Origin of the sequence: Streptomyces odontomachi, from assembly GCF_024435355.1 — a bacterium.
GTDB lineage: Bacteria > Actinomycetota > Actinomycetes > Streptomycetales > Streptomycetaceae > Streptomyces > Streptomyces odontomachi.
The window spans coordinates 175695-194970 of record NZ_JAMJWG010000018.1 but is presented as its reverse complement, the minus strand read 5'-3'; the positions used below and the strand labels follow the sequence as shown (position 1 = coordinate 194970).

Genomic DNA, 19276 nt, shown 5'->3' with positions numbered 1-19276 from the left:
TCAGAAGGTGACCGAGGCGACCGAGGTGATCGAGGTGACCGAGGCGAGTAAGGACGCCGGGGAGAGCGAGGGGACGTTCGAAGCGCTGCGTACCCAGCTACAGCAGGCCGCCACGACGTTCGCCGACGGTCCCGACGCCCTGGAGGGCATCCTGCTCGGCATCGTCGACGACGTCGACCGTGCGGTGCGCGAGCCCCTGGAGATCTTCCCCGTCTGCCACCACTCGCCCGCATCGGCGCTCGCCATGGCACGCCGCCTGCGGGAGAAGCAGCCGAAGGTGGTCTACCTGGAGCTGTGCGAGGACATGGCTCCGCTGCTGTCCGAGCTGCGCAACTGCACGCTCCCGGTGGCGGTCCAGGCGTTCGCGACCGACGTCGACGGTTTCCCCGCCGAGTGGTCCCCGCTGTCGGTGGTCGCACCGATCACCGAGGCGTCGGCCGAGTACCAGGCGATCGCCTACGCGCTGGACACGCCGGGCGTCGAACTCGTCCTCGTCGACCGTTCCTCGGACCACGTCTTCCAGTGGGACGCGGACAAGGAGCAGGCCGTCGAGGCGGCCGATCCCGACGCCCCGCCCGCCGAGGAGGAGGCCGCGCTGCACGGCGACGCGGTCGGCGTGGAGATCGGCGACCTCAGGCCGCGGTTCGCCGAGTTGGAGGAGCACCTGCTGCACCACGGCAGGGTCCGGCACTGGTCGGAGTGGTGGCACCAGTACGTCGAGCTGCCGCTCGGCGACAGCGACCACGACACCTACCGCCAGGTCATGCTGCTGATCGGCAGCCTCTTCAGGCGCCTGGCACCCGGCGACCCGCACCGGGTGCGCGTCGACGAGGACCGCGAGCGGTACATGTGGACCAGGATGCGCGCGCATCTGGCCGCGTCCGACACGGATCCCGCGGACTGCCTGTACGTGTGCGGCGCCTTCCACGCGGCCAGTCGCGTCGCCGAGTTCGGCGTGCACGGCTCCGACACGTTCGAGATCAGCCCGCGCAGTGCCACCACGTGGCAGCACGGTCTGATCCCGTCCAGCCACGCGGCGATCGAGGCGCAGTTCGGCCTCGCCGCCGGCTCGGTGTCGATCGCCGCCACCGTCTGGGCGAAGAACCTCAAACGCACCCGCATCAAGCCGTACCGGTTGGAGGGACAGGCGGGTACGAAGAAGGGCAAGTCCAAGAAGTCCACGGCGGCGCCGGCCCCCGTGGCTCCCGTACCGTCAGCCCTGCCGTCGGACAGGCTGACGGGCTTCCTCCAGCGACCCCCCGCCCTGGACCGGTTGGACGAGGCCGAGCTGCTCGGCTGGTCGGTGGAGATCGTGCGGGCCGCCCGTCGCAACGGCTACCTGGCGTCCACCGCCGACGCCATCGCGGTGTTCGAAACCTCGATCCTGCTGGCGGGGATGCGGGAAAGGAGCAAGCCCACCCCGTACGACTTCCAGGACGCGGCGATCACCTGCATCGAGAAGGACAGCGTGCCCGGCCGGCGCGATGTGCGCCGGCTCGTGGAGATCATGATGGGCGGCGACCGGATCGGCCGGGTCGGCTACGAAGCGCTGCCGCCCCTGGCACGCGACGTGCACGACCGGCTCACGCCGCTGGGGTTGAACCTCCAGCAGCGCGGTGTCAAGCGTGCCCTGCTGGACATCGCGGGCCGGCCGGAGCTGGAGCCGTGCTCCGACGTGCTGTGGATGCTGCGGTATCTGATGCCGCACGGCGCCGCCCGCCCGATCATGGGCGAGCGCAAGCTGGGGGAGCGCCCGATCCAGGAGTCCTGGGACCTGGCGCTGGGCACCCACCAACGGGCGCTCATCGAACTCGGCTACGAGGGTGTGAGCATCGAGCAGGTCCTGGAACAGCGGCTGCGGCGCACGGCATACGCTCCGCAGGCCACCGCGGCGACGGTTCTGGAGACCGTCGAGGACGCGACGCTGTACCTGCGCAGCCGGCGGCTCTCCGACGAGCTGGGCACCCACGCACTTCACGTGCTGTCGGCCGAGCGCAGTGTCGACGGCGCACCGGAGGTGCTGCGCCGGGTGCGGCGGCTGCTGGCGTACTACCGCACCAGCGAGCCGGTGCTGCCGTCCTGGATCGAGTCGTTCGTCAAGGCCGGGTACGCGCACTACTGCACCCTGCTGCCCACCGCGTTCACCGACGAGGACGCCACCGTCCGTCAGGTGGCGGCCATGCTGGGCTTCCTGTTCAGCATGGAGAGCCTGGCGCTGTCGCTGGGCTGCGACCGGACCCAGTTGGAGCTGGCGGTCGCCCAGTCGCATCCGGAGGACCCACCCAAGACGGCGCTGCTGTGGGCGGCCCAGACCCAGCTCGGCCGGCTGAGCCGCGCGGAGCTCCGGGAGCGCTGCGACCAACTGCTCGACAACCCCCTGGTGCTGCCCGCCTACCCGCGCTACCTCAGCGGGTTCGTGCACGCCCTGGAGCCGGTCCCGGGGCTCACGGACTTCGTCGTGGAGGCGGTGTCGAACGCGTTCGGGCGGTTGCCGGACACGGTGCTCCTGCCCTGGCTGCCGACCCTGATCACCACCCTCCGGGCGGACGGCGCCGAGCTGGCGCCGTTGTTGATCCGCGAGGCGGGCCGGATCTTCCCCGGTCGCCTGGCGGCACTGGACGACTGGCTGCCGCCGTGGCGGGCCCACCCGGAGTCGGAAGCCGCACGTCCGGCGCTTCGCCCGGCCGGCGGCACCGGCTGTGCGCTGCTCGTCGCCCACCCGGCGACCTGTGACGCGCTGGCGGAACTGCTGGGCTGCGACGGCGAGTGGGAGACCGCGGATGCCGCACCGTCCGGTGCGGTCCTGACCGGTCGGTACCCGGAGACGGCGGCTGCGCTGGAGGCGCTGCTCGTCGGGGGTGTGAGACCCGGGGGCGGGGTGTGAGACCAGCGGTCGGGATGTGAGGCCGGCGGGGAGCGGCTCGCGACGGCAGCCGGGATTACGCCCCGCGGGGCCAGCTGCCGTGGGTCCCTGTCGGCTGGCCGGACCCACCCGTCGATAATGGAAGAGACGGATTCCTGAAATTCCTGACGCCTACTCGCCCCGCGCACCTCATTCTCGATTCAAGCGGGACCGGAGAGGGCGAAGTGCGGACGCATCTGGCCTTCCGTAACAAAGGGTTGCATATGCCCTCGGCAACGAATGATCGCTGCTGGCGTCGGCGGATGATCCCAGAGGTTGATATTCACAAGAAGAAGAGAACATTCCGGGCGCAGTGTCGTGGAATGCCATAAGTAAGGCTCGGGATACCCGATCGAGTAGGCCCGAATACCAGTGACTTAAAGTTTTCCAACTGGTAGGGTGCCGTCCCGGGAGGTGCCTGGATGCCATGGTCGGAGCAGGTTGAGCCGGAGACGGACAAGTCGTTATCCGACCGCATCGCGGTTGGGCCGCGAGCAGCGCTAATCCGGGTAAAGCAGGTGCACATGGCGGCTGGACATGGCGGCCATGTTAACACTGTCACAGTTCCGGGTTGGTTGCAGACACCCGGTACCGCTCCTGCCGTCAAGGTTTTCGGCCACCTGGGCAACGGGCGCTTATTACCCGTCGCCGGCTCCCATTCCCTTTCCGACCCTCCTTCCTGCCCTGCCTCATCCCTCGTTCCCGCGGACGCGAGTGCGTCCCCACTGCTGCCGCGTTTACGCGACGGTCACGGGGGAAGCAATTTCCCGGCCAGGCAACAGCTGCGAAGCTGTTTATCGGCTCGGAATTGCGCGCGGGGGAGTCCTTCTCCGTGACCGCGGATCACACCCATCCGCGTGGCGCTGCCGGAGAAGGCCCACGACGATCCACCGGCGAGCCGCACGCCTGGCGAGACCCGGTTGCATCGCCTGATCCTCCCGGACGCTCCGCACGGGGCCCCGTTCCTGCGCGAACGCCACGGTGAGGACGCCCTTCACGGCGTCGAGTACCCGCGCGTAGCACCGCACCTCAGCAGGCTCGAACCCCAGACCACCGGTCCTGGCTCAGTGCTGCGCGCCTGTTTCCACGCGGGCCGGCGACATCGTGGTCGTCGACCCGTCCGGCACGCTCATCGACGACACCCCTGTCCGTGGACGTCAGCCCTCTCGGATGCGAGTTGCTGAACCCATGCCCGGACGCCCGGTACCACTACGGGGCAATTCTGCAACGCAAGCGGTAGGCACCCTTCTGTCACAAAGGAGCACCGGTCATGAGGGTTGTGATCATCTTCCCGCACGTCGGCTACTGCACCGGGTGGCGCCCGCACCTGGCCACTGAGGTCAAGAACGGCGCGACGTACCACATTGCGCAGGCGCTGCCGTATCTCTACAGCATCGCGCGTCACTACACCCCCGACGCATGGGTCGTGGACTTCAACTTCGGCTCGCACGAAGAGAACATGCAGCGGGTCCTCGACTACCAGCCGGACGCCGTGCTCATCTCCTCCACGGTGAACTCCTATGACAGCACCAAGGAGATCGCGGCCGAAGTGGCCCGGCGTTCCCCCGCACGCATCTTCGTCGGTGGGCCGGCGGTCAGCTCGAACCACTTCCTCCGTCCCGACCTGCTGGCGTGCGATGCGCCGGTCGAGTTCGTGGTGACGAACCGGGACATCTTCGCTTGGTCGCAGCAGGTCTTCGGCAAGGACGACAAGCTGAAGTTCCGGACGTTCGAGGTGGACAACAGCTGGCTCTTCGAGACGTATCCCCAAGAGGTGCGGGACAAGCTGCGGTACACCGTGATCACGAGTCTGGGGTGCACGTTCAAGTGCACCTTCTGCCTCAACCCCGCGGTCTACAAGATCAATTACAAGGATCCGGAGGTGCTGCGCCGAGAATGCGAGTACCTCCGCAACGAACTGGGCGCGGACGCGGTGTCCGTCGCCGACCCCTACTTCTTCATGCGCCAGCAGCACGCCGAAGAAGTGATGGACGTCCTGGCCGACCTCGAACTGCGCTGGTCGCAGCAGACCTGCCTGGTGACGCTCACCGACCACAACCTGGACCGGATGGCCGAGACGGGCTGCCGGTCCGTGCTGGTGGGGATCGAGAACTTCTCGAGCGGTGAGATCAACAAGCCGGTCGAGGTCGCCACCTTCGAAGAACGCGTGATGAAGGCGAAGGAGCGCGGCATCTCCATCAAGCCCAGCTTCATCTCGGGCCTGCTGGACATCGACCATGACACCGACGTGGCGCAGATCAAGTACATCCGCAGCATCATCGACCGCGACCTCGTGCCCAACCACCACATCCAGTCCAACATCTACACGCCCTACATTCCGGACGCCCGGGACCGGCTGCTCGACGTGCCCTTCCGCTTCTGGGGAATTCTCCCCGTCACCGCACGGGACGAGGAGCACTGGCACCGCAATCTCGAGCTGTGCGACATGATCTACGACCAGATCTTCCCGGAGACCGCGAAGCGGTTCGCGGAAGTGCGGACGGAGTACCTCGACTATCTCGACGGGCGGGAATCGATGTGGATGGAGCACCGCCCGGTCCCGGACATCGCACCGGACAAGCGTCTCCACATACTGACGTCGGGTAAGGTGCGTGCGTGAGCTTAACGCGACACATCGTATGGGACTGGAACGGCACGCTCTTCGACGACTTCGACATCAGCGTCACGGCAGCAAGTGCCGCGTGCGTCGAAGTCGGTGGGGCTCCGATCGAAGGCGAGGCGTACCGGCGCTGCTTCACGCGCCCGGTGCGCACCTTCTACGAGCGCCTGCTGGAACGGGCGGTGTCCGACGACCAGTGGCATACGATCGTCGACACGTACCACAGCAACTACACCCGTCAGATCCCGCTCGCGCGGCTGCGCCACCGGGCCAAGGAAGTGCTCGCCGAACTGGCCGCTTCCGGAGTGACGCACTCCCTGCTGTCGATGGGGGAGCACGAGGAGGTGGTCGCGCTGGTCGAGCAGTGGGGCATCTCCGAGTCGTTCCTCATCGCCGAGGGCGTGCGGCACCACCAGGGGCGGACCGACTCGAAGCAGCAGGCGCTCAAGGAGCACCTGGCCCTGCTCCAGGGGCTGTCCGGCACACCGTTGCTCCCGAGCCAGGTGGTCCTGATCGGCGACACCCTGGACGACCTGGAGGCGGCCAATGCGGCGGGCACCGTCTGCGTTCTCCTCGATGACGGATCCTACGATCCGTCCCTGGTGGGGGAGTTGGGGCTGACGGTGGCAAACGGGCTGGAAGCAGCCGCTGAGGCCGGCCTGCGGCTGCTTCCGGAAGTGCTTCCGGAGGGTTCGTCCCGCACCTAGGGCGATGTGCACGTGTCTTCTGCGGCCCCCTGCCGTCCGGCAGGGGGCCGCCGCTTGAGTGCGGAGTGCCACGGAATGCGGCAGCGACGGCCGAGCGTTCTGAACCGTTCTGAAGCGTTCTGACGAGACGGGGAGAGGCCACGTCGGGGTCGGGTACACACCCGAAGCCGGTGTGAACCGTTGCGCCGAAGAGCGAAGGGGGACCGGTTCGGCGCTACTTGATGCTGTGCGCGATGAAGACCGGGGACGGGGCCAGGCGTTCCTGCCCACCGAGTCCGGCGATCTCCAGGATGGCGGCGAATCCGCACAGGTGCGCCCCGCACGCCTCCACCAGACGGGCCGCCGCTTCGAATGTTCCACCCGTCGCGAGCACGTCGTCGATCACCAGGGCGCGGGATTCCGGGCCGAGGGTGCCGTGCTGGATCTCCAGTACCGCGCTTCCGTACTCCAGGTCATAGGAGACGGCGTGCGTTTCCCCGGGCAGTTTTCCCTGCTTGCGAGCTAAGACCAGGGAGCTGCCGGCCTGCTGGGCGACCAACGTCCCGATGGGGAATCCCCTGGCTTCGATTGCGAGCACGGCGTCGAATTCACCGCGGAAGGCTTCCACGATGGCCGTGGCCGTATCCCGCATGATCTCCGGGGCGGCATAGAACGACGCCATGTCCTGGAACTGCACACCGACGCGTGGAAAGTCCGGAACCGGCTTGAGCGTGGCCGCAATTCGGGCGGCCAACGCATCGTCCGACGGTGGTGACAGGTGCCTGATGGGTCTCGCTTCAGGGGTTGTGGTCATATCCATGTGGCAATCCTAAGTGGCGGAATGGATGATTCCGCCAAGTGGATACATCTTTTTACCAAGTGGCGCCCGCGTTGCTCATAAGAAGGTGAATTCCGGCGTTCGTACCGACTGGTGAGGAGTTCACCCGGGGTTCTTCCGGGGGCCATGAGTTCCGGCCGCAGGACTCACGGGGTGCAGAGCTTGTCGTCGGGGACGACCGGGGAGTCCCCCCGGTCCTCCTGGACGGCCTGGAGACCTCGCAGGAGGTCCGACAGGTGCGCCGCGCCCGTCGCGTAGCTCAGCACGGCCCGGTAGAACGCGGCGGACACGTCGGTCCGCATGGCGTCGGCCGCGCTGAAGCAGAGCAGATGGCCGGAGTCCGGCCACAGCATGGCGGCGATCCGGCGCTGCACCACATTGCGGTACTTCCCCGGCCGCACCGCGCGACTCGCGGAGATGGCGTACCCCTCCTTGTAGTTCACCCAGGCCAGCTGCGCGGCACCGCCGGAGAGGTAGGTCAGGAGCTGCTCGGCGGCCGTGTTGTCGGTGAACATCCCCACGAAGTCCGCCGAGACCTGGAGGGGCCCGCCAGGGGTGAAGGTCACGAAGTCATAGCCCTTCTCCGGCGCCAGCTTGGCCGGGAAGTCCATCGCGGAGAGCGTGCCGTGCGCCAGGGAGCAGCTCGGCCGGGGACCCGTCATGCCCGCCGCGGCCTCGCCGTACTCCAAAGTGGCGGCCTTACCGAGGCTGTCCTCGCCCACCATGGAGGCCCAGGCCTTCCAGGCGCCGGACGTCTCCGCCCAGTCCAGGTCGCCGGAGAGCCACTGCCGGTACCTGCTGGCCGACCCCTCGGACGGGTCGGCCAGCAGGATGTCCGCGATCCAGTCGGCACCGGGCCAGCCGGAGGTCGGGCCGGAGGCCAGGCCCAGGCACCACAGGTCGAGGGGGTGACCGGTGGCGGACGTGGCCAGCGTCTGCAAGGTCGGGTGCTGGGGGCGTGGCGTCGTCTGCGGGTTGTACCAGATGAGGCTCTTGACGTCCGCCTTGACGGGGATCGCGTACACGGTGCCCCGCACCGTCGCCAGGCTCCGGAACGGTTCGAGGTAGGCCGCCGCCGTCCCGGTGTCGAGCGGGCGCAGACGCGTCCCCCCGTTCCCGTCCTTCCTGGCGTACTGGTAGATGGCGCCCGGACTCGGCAGCATCGCGAGGTCGGGCGGCGCGCCGGCGGTCACCGCGGCGTCCAGCTGCTGGGTCAGCGCACGGGTGACCTGCACGTCGACCTGGATTCCGGTGCTCTTCTCGAACGCCCTGATGACCGAGTAGAACGCCTGGAACTCACCCCCGGACCAGGGCACCATCACCGTCACCCGGTCCTGCCGCGGTCCGTCGCCGCACCCGCTCACGGCCATCAGCAGGGCGATGACCAGCACACCGCGCAGGAGTCGGCCGATGACGCCGGGCGCGCGGGCGGCGCCCCGTGCCCGCACCGTGGCGCGCAGTACGCCCCTCATGACAGCCTGAACCTGTACTCGACGAGGAGCGGGCGGCACGCCGCATGGGCGAGGGCCCCGGCGGCGGCCAGCAGGAGCATCGCGAGCGTCAGGGGCAGCCAGTGCGCCGGGTGCCAGAGCGTGAGCTGTCCGACGGTGAGGGAGACATCCCGGCCGAGGGCGACGCAGACCCCCGCGGCCACCGCCAACGGAGCGGCCACCAGGCGCCGGTCGAGGTACCGCCGGAAGTGCCGCGCCAGGACATGGCCGGTCGTCATGGTGAGCGCCAGCACCATCAGCACCGGTCCGACCAGCAGGGACCAGGAGACGGCAGGGTGCAGCCAGTACGAGTGCAACTGCCGGTCGCGCGCATCCTCCTCGAGCTTCTTGAGGTCCCCCAGCAAGGCCTGAAGCCCGCCCGTGCCCGGGATGCGCTCGTGGTCCACCAGCTCCTCCTCACCGGTCAGTGCCTTGTGCACGGAGGTTTCCTCGTAGTCGCGGGGTCGGGTGTAGGCGTAGTCATGCGCTGCGGTGTTGGCCTGCTGCACGCAGGTGGTGAGCGTGTTCTGCACGTTCTCCATCTGTGTCAGGCCACGCGGCCCGGCCGCGTTCCCCTCGGTCGCCGAGGTGATGTACGCACTCACCCGGGCGGTGGCGTTGGCGAAGTCGCTCCCGGTGCCGGTGAGCGACAGCTGGCCGGTGTCGAAGGCGTGCTTGAGCGCGTTGTCCGCGTCCTCGACGGACGCGGCGGCGCGGACGATGTCGTCGATGGACTGCTGCTGGGTGCGCCGGGCCGCGTCCTTCTGCTGGTCGGCCTGGATCGCCACCAGGAGGCAGAGCACTGCGGTACCGAACACCGTGACCAGGACGCCCGTTCTGAGCCAGCGCAGCACCCGGATCGGGTGGGTGGCGCGCAGTTCGGCCCACTGGTGCTTGGCGCGCCGCCGCGCCCTGCGGTGAGCGGCCCGCACGGTGGACCACGGGGGAGCGGCGCGCAGCGCGGCCCACCGGCCGGGCTCGGCCTCCGGTGCCGGGTCCGTGTCGGGGGTCGGGTCCACGTCCCGAGCCGGATCCGGGGGCGGGCTCGGGGGAGTGGTGCGCGTGGTCATGGGGCGCCCACCGGGCCGCCGCCCGCTGCTGCTCCGCCGGGCACCGAGTCCGTCCGGGCGAAGGGCTCGCCGCACTCCTCACAGAAGTTGACCCAGTGCGACGTGGTCCAGTGGCCGCGTGCGCAGCGTCGCCGGCGCGGGGTGCTGGGGATGGGGGGATCGACCACGTCCGCCGGCATGGGACCGGTCCTGGTCGACTCCAGACCGAGCCGCTGGACCTCGCCACGGGGCAGGCCACGGCGCATGCGGAGCCGGCCGTCGGTGCCGGAGACGGCCATGGCGTGCAACAGGGCCAGTCGCGTGGGGTCGTCCAGTGCGGTGGCGAGTTCCACGGCCGTGCGCAGTTCCTCGTCCGCCCGGTCGACGTCCCCGTCCTCGTGGGCGTCGGCGCAGGCGCGCATCGCCATGTTGAGCTCGCGCAGGTCCTCGACCCGGGTCAGGTCGAGCCGGACGTTCCGGAACGCGGGGGTGGCCCGGCGCCGTACCACCAGCGGTCGTGACTCGGCGCACTCCTGCCAGGTGCCGTCGCCGTGCTCGGCGCGCAGCCAGACGCGGGCGGCGCGGATCTCCTCCTCGACGGGGAGGGATTCCGGCGCGTAGCGCAGCGACACCTGGTACTGCGCCCAGTCCCCGGGGGACCAGGAGCCGAGCGGCACATGGACCTCGTCGTCGGACGCGTACGACTGCCCCGTCAGCTCGGCTTCGACGGGCCGGTTCTGACGCACGAAGTCCAGCTGGAACCGGCCGTCGAGGCGCAGGTCCAGACGGGTGCGGCCGACGACCACGCGCTGGGCCTGCCGCATGAGCCGGGTGAAGTCGTCGGTGAGGTCGGCGATCCTGACGACCGCCTTGGGGTCGCCGTGCAGTGCCTGCGTGATCCGCAGCAGTACCTTGTAGTCCCAGTCGTCGCCGAGTCCCCGTGCGTCGCAGACGAACTGGTCGCCGCACTCGGCAAGCGTCCGGTCGAGCTGTTCGGACGTCTCGTGCTCGTTCCTGCCGTCCGTGTAGAGCACCGCGTGCCGCACCGTCCCGGGCGCTGTCCCCTCGGCGAAGAGCTGCCGGGCGCAGGCCAGCCAGCTCCCGATCGCCGTGCCGCCACCGGCGATCTGGTGGATCACCTCGAACTTGGCGGCCGCCTTCACCGCCGTCGTGACCCGGACCAGACCACCGCCGGGCGGATAGATCACCTCGGCGGGCCGGCTGCCCGCGACGACGGCGAGGCGGGTGCCCTCGTGCAGGGTGTCGATGGCGGCGCACACGGCGCGCTTCGCCTCGTCCAGCTTTCCCCGGTTGGTCATGGACAGCGAGGTGTCCATGATCAGGACCAGGGCACCGGCGCCCGCGGCCGCCCGGGCGGAGGACGCCGCCGAGACGGTCAGCAGCGCGTCCGCGCGGTCGTCGCCCAACGCCTGGTCCGCAACCGTCCCCATGTCGAGGGAGAAGCGCAGACTCGACGCTGCCGGATCTTCCACCGCATCATCCGATGCTGATGGCCCCCCCATTGCACCACCTGATCGCGTCCGAGGCCCGTCGGGAGCCTATGAGCTTAGCGGCTGGGTTTTTCTTTTGAAACCGAATAGTCCGATTCTGCCGTGTCGCGACCAGGGCCACGGGACCGGCGGCCGTACATGGTTCGCGCCGTCGAGCAGCGCCGTGTGGTCACCACCGTTCGTGGCGTGCGCCGCAAGCTCCTGGATCGCCCTGGACAAGGCCAGCCGGTCGTCGGTGTCGCCGGTGCGCAGGAAGTCCGCGTACCGGATCTCCGCGTCCAGGCTGTCGGCCGTGAACCTGTCGACGATCTCGGCACGTCTGGCGCGGGCCTGCGCCACTTCGGCCGATCCGGGCCCCGGGTGCTCCTGCTCTGCCGGAGCGACGATCAGCAGACGGATGGCCGCGATGCGTGCCGCGGGACCGTAGCGGACGACATCGGCCAGCCGGTCGACGGTCGCCACGGCCGCCATGCGCCGGCCGGCCCGCAGATGGACGCGGGCCAGTCCGAACCCCGCGGCGCCGAGCGCCGGGCTGGTGTCGAAGACGGTGGAGTAGCAGGACTGCGCGACCGACGCGCGGTGCGAGATCTCCGCGCACAGTCCGAGCGCGAGCTGCGGTATCAGCTCGCCCGGCAGGGCCTTGCGTACGGCGGTGAAGTGACGGGTGGCCTGCTCGTTCTCCCCGTCGGCCAGTGCGATCAGGCCGGTGTACCAGGACTTCAGCCAGTGCCACGTGGGCAGGTCCGCCTGCTCCAGGGCGGTGCGGGCGCCGGCGGTGTCGGGTGTCCGGAGCGCCCGCTGGCTCTCGGCCAGCGCGGCCCTGCTCGACTCGGTGATGTCCGGGTCGTCGGGGACCTGGAGGGGCGCCGGAAGTGCCATGGCCACGTCCCGGGGATCGGGCGTGCGGAACGCTGCCGGCATCGTGAGACGTGCGTCGTCGTCCGGTTTCGCCCCGACCCAGTGCCTGATCGGCCGGGCCGCCCCGAGCCCACCGTGCAGGGCTTTCGGCATGGAGCCGAACAGCGCGGAGGCCCTGACCACCGGAGCGTGCTGCGGCGAGCCCGCCGCCACCTGCCGGATCACACCGCTGAGTTGCTCGCCGAACTGGCGTGCCGTGGCGAAGCGCCGCTTCGGCACCCTGCTGTCCGTGGCACGGTCCACGAGGAACTGGAGCGACTCGACACCGGGCGCCGCGAGGTTGTCCAGGTGGACGTGGCAGAGCCGCTTCAGCGTGACGCCGAGGCTGAAGAGATCGAAGCCGACGGTGGGTTCGTCCCATTCCGGGTCGTTCTCCCGCGGAGCGTAGTCCGGGGTGAACGACTCGATCGGCCCGGTCGCGTTGCGCTTGCGCACCGAGCCGAAGTCGATGAGCCGGACCCCCTCACGCCGCGCGGGCTCGCCCCCTTCGCCGCCGTCGGTGTACCCGCGCTCCACCGGGAAGCGGATGATGTTGGAGGGTTTGACGTCGCAGTGCAGCAGGCCCTTGGCGTGCAGGTGGTCGAGCGCTTGCAGGATGCGGATCCCGTGGCCGAGCAGGACGGCCAGCCGGTCGGCGCCGTGGAGTTCGGACAGGTCGACCCCGGGCACGTACTCCAGGACGAGGTAGGGCCCCTCCGCCTCGTAGTCCAGGATGCGCACGATGTTGTCGTGCCGCAGGTCGACCAGGGCGTCCCTTTCGTGCTCGGCCGTCCTGGCCACCGATCCCGTCAGGGCCTTGAGGACCACGTATGCCTGGAGGTTGTTGTCGTAGGCGAGGTACGCCGTGCCGTTGGAGCCGGAGCCGAGGCGCCCTTCGATGACGTAGCGTTCGGCGACGGTCTTGCCGACGGGCACCCTGAAGTCGAAGCGGGCGCCGCACCGGGGGCAGTAGCCGTGGATGCGGCCCGGGCTGCGGTCGTATCCACGGCCGACCGGTGCCTGGCAGCGGGGATCGGAGCAGTGCCGCTCCCGTTCGGTGACCGGGTCGCGCGACGAGGACGCGGTGGGTGGCAGATCGTCCGTGCGGCCGGCGGCCTCGAGCGGTTCGGCCAACTCCAGGCCGTACCAGGGATTGGGGCGCACCGCCGCAACGCCGGCCGCGGGGGTGGTGCGCTGCGGTGCCGGGGGGTGGGCACCGGCGTGTTCCGCGGTGGACGTCGGCGGTCCCTGACGCCGTGCGCAGGCGGTGCAGAACCCCTGGTCGTCTATCTCGCCGCGACCGCAGTCCGGGCGATTGCAGACAGTCACGGCGTCACCCTCCGTCGTTCCCGCGGCCGGCTCGATCGCTCCGCCCGTGCTCCCCGTCGGCCGGGCCGCTCGCGGCGCCGTCCCGATCCCCCGCCGGGTCGGCCCGTCCGCCGGCCGCGTCGGCCTGTCCGATCTCGCCGTCGCCCGGTCTGTTCGCCTCGCCGGTCGGTCCGTTGCCAGTGTCTGCCCGATGGCGGGCCCCGTCCACCTCTCCGGTGCGCTCGACGGCCCGGTTACCGGTCTCGTCGATCCGCCGGTTGACCTCGTCGATATAGCGGTTGACGAGGAGCTTCGCTCGTCCGATGTGGACGGGTGCGGTGTGCAGTTCGCGGGCCGCGCGGGTGTAATCGGCGCCGAGCCGCAGGTCCTCGTCGGGGAGCTGCTCGGCGGCCTCGCGGCGGTACAGCTCCAGGTCAGCGGTCAGGTTCTCGTGCAGGCCGACCATCTGCCGCATGGCCTGCGCGAACCGTGCGACGGCGGCTTCGGCGGCGCCGGCTGCCGCGTGGATCGCGGCGAGTTCGGGGCACGGGTCCGTCTCGCGTGCCACGGCGAGGCGCACCCGCAGGCGTGGCGCGGCGCTCGGTGGCAGTGCGGGGGCCTGGTAGAACGTTCCGCCCCAGGTCGACTGCGTCAGGATCGCCGCGTCCTCCTGCTCGGCGAGCCGCCGGACGGCTTCCTCCGCTTCGGCCGCGGTCACCGGTCGCGCCGCCGGGCCCGGCAACGGTTCGGGATCAAGGAAGACATCGCGGGGCAGCCTCGCCGGCGGTCGGTCCGCGAAGCCGAGTACCAGCCGGAGTCCGCGTGCCCGGGCCCGCGCGGCCAGCGGCCCCAGCAGCCTCCTCACCAGCGCGTCCGGGTTCTCTGCCCGGTCGACGCCGCTCACCACGAGCCGCGCGGGCGGTCTGCGGCGCAGCAGTTGCAGGTACACGTCGCGATCGCTTCCACCGCTCAGCCCGAACCGGCCGACCAGGTAGGCCCGTACGTCGGCGACCGACTTGTTGCGCGCGTCATACGCCCCGTCGACGGCGCCCAGGCCCAGCACGGTGCCCGGGGGAGCGGCGCTGAGCACACCGTCGGGGAGCGCGGCCCGGGCCGCCGGATCGGCCGTGTTCACCAGGCGCACCAGCCACGCGGCGGCCGCCTCCGTCGTGTCGCCGGTGACGACGACCGCCGAGCCCGACCACGAGCCGTCGAGCAGCCGGGCGAGTTCACGGGTCAGCGCGCGCGGCAGGGAGTTGCCCAGCGCATCGCCGCGCACTGCTCCGCCGGGCGTTCCCAAGAGGGTGGCGTGGACACCGTCGACGAAGGGGGTGATCTGCGACCGGAGGTAGTGCTCGATGGTCTCGGTCGGCAGCATCCAGGCGGTTTCGGTCCCGTCGGTCGCGTTGGTTCCACCGCTCCCGTCGCTCCCGTCGGTCCCGCCGGCCGTCTGGCCGCCCACCATGATGCCGATGACCCGTCCCGCGAACGCGCCGTCCAGCGCCGTCACCGCGGCACCGGAGTAACCACCGCCCGTCCAGGGTGTGCCCGGCGCCAGGGGTTTCAGCAGGCACCCCTCGGCCTCCCGGTCATCGTTGCCGGCCAGCTCGGCGTCGACCGGGACGGGCCGTGACGCGTGCTCGGGGACGCCGTGTACGCGTACGGTGCCGCCGGATACCGGCGCCCGTCGCAGCATCGTCGTGATCCCGCAGTCGGCGGGCTCGTCGAGGCGGAGCAGGGCGACGTCACGCCGGCGCGTGCCCGCCAGGTGCACCCAGGAGCCCGGCGCGACGCGCGCCGACCGGCTCCACTGCGGCCGGCACGCGAGACTGGTGACGCGCACCCGCACCGCGCTGCCGCCCGGTGCGGCACCGGCGCCGATGACGGCATGTGCGCTCGTCAGCACATGCCGGTCGTCCAGGAGAATGCCCGCCCCCCGGGGCCTGCCGTGCTCGTCGTCGACCCGCACCGGCCAGGTGGGGTCACCATGGTGATGCCGGCCCATGCGGTCACCGTATTACGGTGCCGGACCGGCAGGGTCCGACCCGATCAGTTGACGAGAAGTCGTTATGCGTGGTGTGCGCGTGACCTCGGCAGGGGTACCCGCCTGATCCGGTCACATCTCCTCGTCCGGCCCGGTCGGTTCCCGCTGCCCGCTGCCCCGCCCGGCGAACACGGCGACGTCCGTGCCGAAACAGACGACGATGCGTCCGTCCTCGTGCAGCGCGACCGCGTTCACGTACTGCGGGAAGCAGAGCCGGTCGCCGATCTGCCGGCAGGTGTCCAGGTCCCACACCTGCACCATGCGGTAGCCGGCGATGACGGCGACCGGTCGGCCGTGCACCGTGCCCGCCGTGAGGTCCTGGACGCCGTCGACCGGCAGTTCGCCGAGTTGCCGGCGGGTCGTCACGTCCCACACCTTCACCCGCTCGCCGCCCTCGCCGCTACTGGTGACGGCGACCGGTCGCCCGCCGACCACGCAGGTGGCGATGCGCGCGACGCTCTTGCCCGGGCGTCCGGTGGGGTGGGCGCCGGACTGCCGGTTGGTGGCCAGGTCCCGGACCCGGAGGGCGCCGTTCCAGGCGCCGGCCACGGAGACGGGGGTCCCGCCGGCCGCGGTGATGGCGACGGCACGCACCCAGCGGTGGTGGCTGGTTCCGGGGGCTGCGATCTGCTCGCCGGTGCCGAGGTCCCAGACCCGTACGGTCTTGTCGGCGCCGGCGGTCACGGCCAGCGGCCGTCCGGTCGCGGTGGTGGTCGCGACCGAGCAGACGGCGGCGGTGTGACCGGGCAGCGCGGTGCCGAGGGGCCGTCCGCCAGCCAGGTCCCAGACGCGTACGGTGCGGTCCGCACCGCCGGTCACGGCAACCGGGCGGTCGTCGACGACCGTGGTGGCGACCGCACGCACGGGGCCGGTGTGACCGGTGAGCGGGTTGCCGACGGGATCGCCCGAGTTCAGGTCCCACAGGTGGACGTCGTGGTCGTCGGTCCCGGTGACCACGACCGGCCGCCCGTCGACCACGGTGGTGTCCACGGCGCGCACCGTGCGACGGTGCCCGGGCGCGGGTTCGGCCCCGGTCAGCCCGGACCGCAGGTCCCACACCCGGATGGTGCCGTCGCTGCTGCCGGTCACGGCGACCGGCCGGCCGTCGAGAGCGGTGAGGTCGACCGCCCACACGAAGTCCGTGTGCCCGGTGTACTCCCGCAGGAGCTTGCCCGTGCCGAGGTCCCACAAGCGCACCGTGCGGTCGACACCGCAGCTGACCAGCACCGGTCGACCGTCCAGCGTGGTGACGGCGACCGCGTCCACCGCCCGGTCGTGTCCCGCGAACGGTTCACCGATCTGTCGGCCGGTGGCCAGGTCCCACACGCGTATCGTGCTGTCGTAATGCCCCCCGGTCACGGCCACCTGACGGCCGTCGAGCAGGGCGGTGGTCAGCGCTGACGTCCCGTCCTCGTGGCTGGCGAACGCCTCGCCGACCTGTTCCCCGGTGGCCAGGTCGGACATCCGGATCTCCCCGAGGGCCCCGTTGGAGACGACCACGGGGCGACCGTGCAGCGTGGCGACGGCCACGTCGCCGACCGCGCCGACGTGGCCGGTGAAGGGTTCCCCGATCGGGCGCCGCGTCGCCAGGTCCCATACCCGTACCGCTGCGTCGAAGCCGCCCGTGACCGCCACCGGTCGCCCGTCGAGCGTGGTCGTGGCGACAGCGCGCACGATCTCCCCGTGCTCGGTGTACGGGCTCCCGATCCGCTGACGGGTGGTCAGGTCCCATACCGCCGCCGCCCCGTCGTTCGCGGCGGTGACGGCCACCGGCCGGCCGTCGAGCAGGGTGGTGGCCATCCCGTACACCGGGCTCCGATGCCGCTCGGGGAACGGTTCACCGAGCCGCTCCCCGGTGGCGAGATCCCACAGCCGTACCGCGCCGTCCTTTCCGGCGGAGACGACGACCGGCCGATCGTCGACCGTGGCGGTGGCTAGCGTGTACACCGCCCTCTCGCCGCGGGGCGACGAGGGGCCCACCACCGGCGGCATCGAGGCCACTTCGCCCGAGGACCGCCAGACCCATCGCAGGACCCAACCGGTTTCCCCGCCGCATGCCATCGGTTGACCGGACGACGTAAGCATGGACATGCCGACACGCTACACAGGCCGCAAGGGCCCGCTCGGAGCCGCCGCAGATCCCCTGCCCGGACCGTGTCTCGCCCTTGTCCCTCCCCCCGGCGGGCACGAAAGGCCTTGTCCGGGCTCGTAGACTCGAGGCGTGGCATTCACGAGCACCCCGCACTACTGCTTCCTGTGATCGGAAGGCGTTGAGGGCGATGTCGGACGGCGTCGCCCTCCTTGGTGTGCCTGCTGTGTGACCCGCGTGTCCGGCGCTGCCCGTTCCTTCCCGAGGCGGCGGCCCTCCGCGTGCGCGTGCAGGCACGGTCCCTTCCCTTCGGCCTTGCCAGGAGCGCCTCGTGCCCGTGTTGCTTCCCCCTGCCCTCGAACTCTCCCTCGACCTGCTGCGCTGCCCCATCTGCCGGACCCGCCGCCTGCATCCCGACCGGGGGGCGCTGCGCTGTTCGGCGGGCCACACCTTCGACGTCGCCCGGCGTGGCTACGTCAGCCTCCTGACGGGCACCCGCGCGACCAGCGGCGACGACGCGGCCATGGTCCAGGCTCGGGACCGCTTCCTGGCCACCGGCGCATACGCGCCCATCCGCGAGGCCCTGGCCCGTCTGGCGGCCGACTCCGTGTCCGAGCGTGGCGCGGTCGTGGACGTCGGATGCGGCACGGGCTACTACCTGGCCGGCGTTCTCGACCGGTTGCCCGGAGCCCGAGGCCTGGGCCTGGACACGTCGGTGCGCGCGCTGCGCTCGGCGGCCCGAGCCCACGCCCGAGCCGCCGCCGCGACCTGGGACGTCTTCCGGCCCTTCCCGCTGGCCGACGCGGTGGCCGACGTGGTGCTCGACGTGTTCGCCCCGCGCAATCCGGCCGAGTTCCACCGAGTGCTCCGACCGGCCGGCCGGCTGATCGTGGTCCGTCCCACGGGGCGGCATCTGGCCGAGCTGCGCAGTCGGGTGCCGGGGACGGTCACCGTCGACCCGGCCAAGGAACCACGCCTCCACCGGGCGCTGGACCCCTACTTCGAGGCCGTCGCCACCGAGCAGGTGGAGTACCCCGTGGCGCTGGCCCGGCCGGCGGCCCTGGACCTGGTGGGGATGACGCCGAGCGCACGCCACGTGAGCCGTGCGGACCTGGGCGATGACGGCTTGCTGCCCGACCGGGTCACCGTCGCCGTGCTGGCCACCGCCTACCGGCCCCGATGATCGCGGGGGGCGCCTGCGCCGCCACCCCCGGTGCCCGTCTCACCGCCCGGCTGCCGCCCCCGTGCGCAGTCCGTCCATGACGAGGTCCAGGAGCCGGGTGACGCGTGGTTGCCAGTCACCGTGCGGGTCGATCTGCCAGAGGCCGGCGATGGCGAGGAAGAAGTCGTCCGCGGTCACTCCGGGGCGGATGGTGCCGGCCTGTTCGCCGGCCCGGAGCAGGAGTTCGGCGGCGCAGTGCACCGGGCCGTTCCCCGGCTTCGCCGGCTTTCCCGGTGCGCTGGTGGCCTGCCGGATCGCGTTCGCGAGGCCCGCCTTGGCCAGCGCGAACCGGGCCAGGCGGTCCATCCACTCCCGGAGCGCCTGGTCCGGTGGGCGGGTGCAGAGCAACCGGGCCGCCGCATCGGAGACCTGCTGCATCTCGTAGCGGTAGACCTCCAGGACGAGCGCACCACGGTCGGGGAAGTTCCGGTAGAACGTGCCCTGCCCGACGCCCGCTCGCTTCGCGATCGTGCTCAGCGGGACGTCCGCGCAGCGCGTCAGCTCCGCCAGGGCCGCTTCGAGGATGCGCTCGCGGTTGCGTTGCGCGTCCGAGCGCAGAGGCGCCTTCTTGTGCTGCACTCGTCCTCCTCGGGGCTCGGGGGCGCGCGGTTCGGTCTTGC

12 protein-coding genes are annotated in these 19276 nt (G+C 71.0%); 4 read left to right on the top strand and 8 right to left on the bottom strand.

Features of this window, described 5'->3' with window-relative positions; all coding sequences use genetic code 11:
* The first annotated feature begins 34 nt into the window (after nucleotides 1–34).
* The 3 genes from NQO67_RS31480 to NQO67_RS31470 all read left to right on the top strand — a co-directional run bounded on the left by NQO67_RS31480 (nucleotide 35) and on the right by NQO67_RS31470 (nucleotide 6229).
* A complete protein-coding gene (locus NQO67_RS31480; protein ID WP_255953780.1) occupies nucleotides 35–2884 on the top strand; it encodes a DUF5682 family protein in 2850 nt (949 codons plus the stop codon).
* A 1288-nt stretch (nucleotides 2885–4172) separates the two neighbouring features.
* Nucleotides 4173–5522, top strand: a complete 1350-nt coding sequence (locus tag NQO67_RS31475; protein WP_255953738.1) for a B12-binding domain-containing radical SAM protein — start codon at nucleotides 4173–4175, stop codon at nucleotides 5520–5522.
* Nucleotides 5519–6229, top strand: a complete 711-nt coding sequence (locus NQO67_RS31470; protein ID WP_255953737.1) for an HAD family hydrolase — start codon at nucleotides 5519–5521, stop codon at nucleotides 6227–6229. Before NQO67_RS31475 ends, NQO67_RS31470 begins: the two co-directional genes overlap by 4 nt.
* Before the next feature lie 214 nt (nucleotides 6230–6443).
* On the opposite strand, the gene NQO67_RS31465 is transcribed toward NQO67_RS31470, so the two are convergent.
* From NQO67_RS31465 to NQO67_RS31435, 7 genes are all read right to left on the bottom strand, one after another.
* Complete coding sequence (locus NQO67_RS31465; RefSeq protein ID WP_255953779.1) at nucleotides 6444–7022, bottom strand: adenine phosphoribosyltransferase; 579 nt, start codon at nucleotides 7020–7022, stop codon at nucleotides 6444–6446.
* Nucleotides 7023–7192: 170 nt separating this feature from the next.
* Nucleotides 7193–8518, bottom strand: coding sequence for an ABC transporter substrate-binding protein (locus NQO67_RS31460; protein WP_255953736.1), 1326 nt, complete (start codon nucleotides 8516–8518; stop codon nucleotides 7193–7195).
* Nucleotides 8515–9606 (bottom strand): hypothetical protein, encoded by a 1092-nt coding sequence (locus NQO67_RS31455; RefSeq protein ID WP_255953735.1) that lies wholly within the window; start codon nucleotides 9604–9606, stop codon nucleotides 8515–8517. The genes NQO67_RS31460 and NQO67_RS31455 overlap by 4 nt, the downstream gene beginning before the upstream one ends.
* Nucleotides 9603–11078, bottom strand: a complete 1476-nt coding sequence (locus NQO67_RS31450; RefSeq protein ID WP_255953734.1) for a VWA domain-containing protein — start codon at nucleotides 11076–11078, stop codon at nucleotides 9603–9605. Before NQO67_RS31450 ends, NQO67_RS31455 begins: the two co-directional genes overlap by 4 nt.
* Before the next feature lie 66 nt (nucleotides 11079–11144).
* The gene (locus NQO67_RS31445) at nucleotides 11145–13322 is read right to left on the bottom strand and encodes a tetratricopeptide repeat protein (protein ID WP_255953733.1); all 2178 of its coding nucleotides are present in this window, start codon (nucleotides 13320–13322) and stop codon (nucleotides 11145–11147) included.
* Nucleotides 13323–13326: 4 nt separating this feature from the next.
* Entirely contained in the window at nucleotides 13327–15306 is a 1980-nt protein-coding gene (locus NQO67_RS31440) for a S1 family serine peptidase (RefSeq protein WP_255953732.1), read from the bottom strand.
* Nucleotides 15307–15417: 111 nt separating this feature from the next.
* Nucleotides 15418–17292, bottom strand: a complete 1875-nt coding sequence (locus tag NQO67_RS31435) for a WD40 repeat domain-containing protein (protein WP_255953731.1) — start codon at nucleotides 17290–17292, stop codon at nucleotides 15418–15420.
* Between the two features lie 473 nt (nucleotides 17293–17765).
* Here NQO67_RS31435 and NQO67_RS31430 point away from each other — a divergent pair, with 473 nt between their 5' ends.
* Entirely contained in the window at nucleotides 17766–18617 is an 852-nt protein-coding gene (locus tag NQO67_RS31430; RefSeq protein ID WP_255953730.1) for a putative RNA methyltransferase, read from the top strand.
* 39 nt (nucleotides 18618–18656) lie between these two features.
* Here the strand turns inward: NQO67_RS31430 and NQO67_RS31425 are convergent, their stop codons facing one another.
* A complete protein-coding gene (locus NQO67_RS31425; RefSeq protein ID WP_255953729.1) occupies nucleotides 18657–19235 on the bottom strand; it encodes a TetR/AcrR family transcriptional regulator in 579 nt (192 codons plus the stop codon).
* Nucleotides 19236–19276 lie beyond the last annotated feature (41 nt).

Coding starts and splice junctions, on each gene's coding strand:
- NQO67_RS31475 (WP_255953738.1), top strand. CDS start 4,173: ATGAGGGTTGTGATCATCTTCCCGCACGTCGGCTACTGCACCGGGTGG.
- NQO67_RS31465 (WP_255953779.1), bottom strand. CDS start 7,022: ATGACCACAACCCCTGAAGCGAGACCCATCAGGCACCTGTCACCACCG.
- NQO67_RS31460 (WP_255953736.1), bottom strand. CDS start 8,518: ATGAGGGGCGTACTGCGCGCCACGGTGCGGGCACGGGGCGCCGCCCGC.
- NQO67_RS31455 (WP_255953735.1), bottom strand. CDS start 9,606: ATGACCACGCGCACCACTCCCCCGAGCCCGCCCCCGGATCCGGCTCGG.
- NQO67_RS31440 (WP_255953732.1), bottom strand. CDS start 15,306: ATGGGCCGGCATCACCATGGTGACCCCACCTGGCCGGTGCGGGTCGAC.